The organism is Pseudoalteromonas sp. MMG013 (genome assembly GCF_018100885.1).
Lineage (GTDB): Bacteria > Pseudomonadota > Gammaproteobacteria > Enterobacterales > Alteromonadaceae > Pseudoalteromonas > Pseudoalteromonas aurantia.
This window is the reverse complement of sequence record NZ_JAGJEE010000063.1, coordinates 1-3,421: the sequence shown is the minus strand read 5'-3', so window position 1 is coordinate 3,421 and position 3,421 is coordinate 1. Positions and strand designations below refer to the sequence as shown.

The window sequence follows — 3,421 nt, the reverse complement described above, 5'->3', positions numbered from 1 at the left end:
TATTCATTATTTTTCAACTTTAGAAACATACAGATATACGCACCACAAGCACACAAGTTACCCACAAAAAGCTGTGCATAACTTGAGGTTTGACCTCGCTTGATACGACTTTAATTAAAGAATGTGCTAGATTACGCCCCCTGATTTATTCGTTCATATAAAAGTAGGCTTTGTTTTATGGCTGATGTATTAAACTTTGTTAGTGGGTTGCTTTGGGGTCATGTGCTTATATACCTATTAATAGCAGCAGGTTTGTTCTTTACCTTTCGTTTAGGGTTTATCCAATTTCGTCAATTTCCTTATATGGTCAAAGTCATGGCAAATAGTCGTACGGGAGCTGGTGAAGGTATTTCATCTTTCCAAGCGTTTTGTACCTCATTAGCTGCTCGCGTTGGAACAGGCAATATGGCAGGTGTAGCCGTTGCACTTTATTTAGGCGGCGCCGGTGCTATTTTCTGGATGTGGCTAATAGCATTAATAGGTATGGCAACCAGTTTTGCAGAAAGTACCCTTGCCCAACTATATAAAACAAAAGACAGCGACGGTAACTTCAGAGGTGGCCCAGCTTATTATATGGAGTATGGTTTAGGTAAACGGTGGATGGGCGTTGTTTTTTCTTTATGCTTAATCTTAGCTTTTGGTTTAGTCTTTAATGCTGTACAAGCAAACTCAATAGCCGCCGCATTTGAAGTCGCATTTGACATCCCTAAGTACATAGTTGGTATATTATTGGTAATAGGCTCTGCCTTTATCATTTTCGGTGGCTTAAAAACTATCTCGCGTTTTGCTGAACTTGTTGTACCACTTATGGCGTTGGCATACTTACTCGTAGCCCTTTACGTTTGCTTCATTAATTATGATTTATTACCCGCTGTATTTAAACAGATCATATATAGTGCATTAGGGTTCGAACAAGCCGGCGCCGGTGCTATTGGTTATGCAGTAATGCAAGCGATGATCCAAGGGATCAAACGAGGCCTATTCTCAAATGAAGCCGGTATGGGTAGTGCAGCAAATGCAGCGGCAACTGCATCACCAAACCCAAACCACCCAGCCTCTCAAGGTTATGTGCAAATGCTAGGTGTATTTGTTGATACAATCATCATCTGTTCCGCTACTGCAGCTCTTATTCTACTGTCAAACCAATTGGTACCCGACTCAGGCGTTACTGGTATTGCATTAACGCAAGCTGCTTTAGTTCAACACGTTGGTGAATGGGGTGCCATCTTCATCGCTATCGCTATTTTGTTTTTTGCTTTTACTTCTATCGTTGCCAACTATTCTTATGCCGAAACCAACTTAATGTTTTTAAATACCAAGTATAAACATAGCATGTTGATTTTCAGAGCCTGCGTTTTAGCCATGGTGATGTTCGGTGCAGTAGGTGAGCTCGGTTTAATCTGGACTATGGCAGACATTTCGATGGGGATGATGGCAATTGTAAACGTCGTTGCTTTGTTTATGCTCTCTGGATTTGTAATTTGGCTATATAAAGACTATTGCTGTCAGTTAAAAGCTGGAATAACCCCCGTTTTTAACCCTGACAACCATCCTGAAATGGAGAAAACACTGCCTAAAGGTATTTGGAAAAAGTAAAGCTTGTCGAGTAATTGTCTGCTAAACAGGCAATTACTTCTATAAAGGTCAATTAATGTTCAAACAAACCAGTTACTTATTGCCTTTTAAATTTTTATAAGTATAGTTAAACGCAAGTCGGTATGTGGCGCAGCTTGGTAGCGCACTGTCATGGGGTGTCAGGGGTCGCAGGTTCAAATCCTGCCATACCGACCAATCTTTTCTTCCCCAATTCAAACACTTAAGTCACTTTTAGAACATCCTACTTTCTACCTTGTGCAAAATAAGTGCAAAATACGTGCAAAACCTCAGTCATAAAACACTTCAATATATACAGCAGTCAGGTTGTGCCAACAGACTCCAAAGCAATTAAGTTACCTGCAGTGAATAGTACGTTTCTACTCTATGCTTATATATAGCTCTATGAGTCAGGGGGGGCTTCGGAAAAAGGTAACATTGGTAACCTTTTTCAAAACCCTTTTATAAACCAATGATTTTTAATGCTTTTCTTGAAAGTAAAAAAGGTAACATTTATGGTAACTAAAGAGTAACTATGTTACCTTTTTAAATAGTAATATCTTCATTATTAAAATCTCATAAATTTCAAATGCATAACCAAATGTTACCTTTTAGGTTACCTAAAATTACCTTTTGATGGTTACCTTTTTTTCTATTTAAAATCATAACGTTAAACATTAAAAAACCACCACATAACCAATGTTACCTTTTTCCGAAGCCCTCCCCTGTTCACTGGAAGAACCATCTAGCTTTTGCTTGTTGCATAGGCTCCTTACTTTTGCGTTTTTTTGCGTTGCTAATTGGTCATCAATACCGGTCTACAGCCCCAGCTATTGCTTATAATTGAGAACTTGCGTAACTGCATTATTTTCAACGCATAAAGCGCGCAGGCGTGGCGTGGGTATAACGGCGCGCGCTGGGTGAAAAGCGAGTTAACTACAAGCGCTTTATTAGGAAGTACTGAAGGATGGTGACAAATTTAAGTGATAGGTTATACTCTGAACGGTACTCGTAATTGCTCAGAGAGAAGTGGCTAAAATGGGGAAAAAAACGAAAGTTTACCCTGATATAGAACCGAGAGAAGACAAACTTTTTAGAGTAGCTGAAGTGGCACTTAGCCTGCTACCCGCCGGAACACAATTATTGCACTCTTTGATTAGTCCTCCGATACAAGAACGGACAAGGAATTGGATGTCGGAAATTGAAGAAAGGCTTTCAATTATGGAGAAAGCAGGAATAATTGACTTAGAAGCACTTAGTCATCACGAAATGTTCTCCGCACTTGTGTTGAAATGTATTCAAGCAGCTGCAACAACCAGCCAACAAGAAAAACTGGAGCATTTAAAAAACTTTGTTGTCTCGCTGGCGTACATCCCCAACATTGATGAGGACGAGGTATATATATTTTTCAATATGTTAAACGAATTTACCCCTTCCCATATAATAGTGCTTAAATTCTATAATAACCCTGGAAACTTTAACCATGAACTAACAAAATTACACGATAATGGCCAAGAATACATAAAAAGCTCAATAGATATGCACGGAAAAGAGCTATCAATAGCCTTTGGAGGCTCTATCGAATACTGGCAAAGTATTTTCTCAAATATTAAAGCAAAATACCTTGTTGATTATAGCAGCAATAAAATAGATATCGGTAATGGGAAGCAAGCCCAAGCCTCTGCATGTATCACAGAATTTGGGTTGAAGCTGTTAGACTTGATATCTGACAGCTGATTTATTCATCTAATACATGTACCCTGTTAAGAGCGACTATTTAAACAGAGTTCAAAGGTGCTAAAGAATATTTTCGGGACTATTCTCCACC

The 3,421-nt window shown here is 39.0% G+C and carries 2 protein-coding genes and 1 tRNA gene; all 3 read left to right on the top strand.

The genetic code is table 11. From position 1 onward, the window contains the following. Positions 1–177 precede the first annotated feature (177 nt). The 3 genes from J8L98_RS24255 (at position 178) to J8L98_RS24245 (ending at position 3,330) form a co-directional block, all read left to right on the top strand. Positions 178–1,596 (top strand): alanine/glycine:cation symporter family protein, encoded by a 1,419-nt coding sequence (locus tag J8L98_RS24255; protein ID WP_210998630.1) that lies wholly within the window; start codon positions 178–180, stop codon positions 1,594–1,596. Positions 1,597–1,714: 118 nt separating this feature from the next. Then, a tRNA-Pro gene (locus J8L98_RS24250) sits at positions 1,715–1,791 on the top strand. A gap of 840 nt (positions 1,792–2,631) precedes the next feature. Beyond that, complete coding sequence (locus J8L98_RS24245; RefSeq protein ID WP_210998629.1) at positions 2,632–3,330, top strand: hypothetical protein; 699 nt, start codon at positions 2,632–2,634, stop codon at positions 3,328–3,330. Positions 3,331–3,421: the final 91 nt, after the last annotated feature.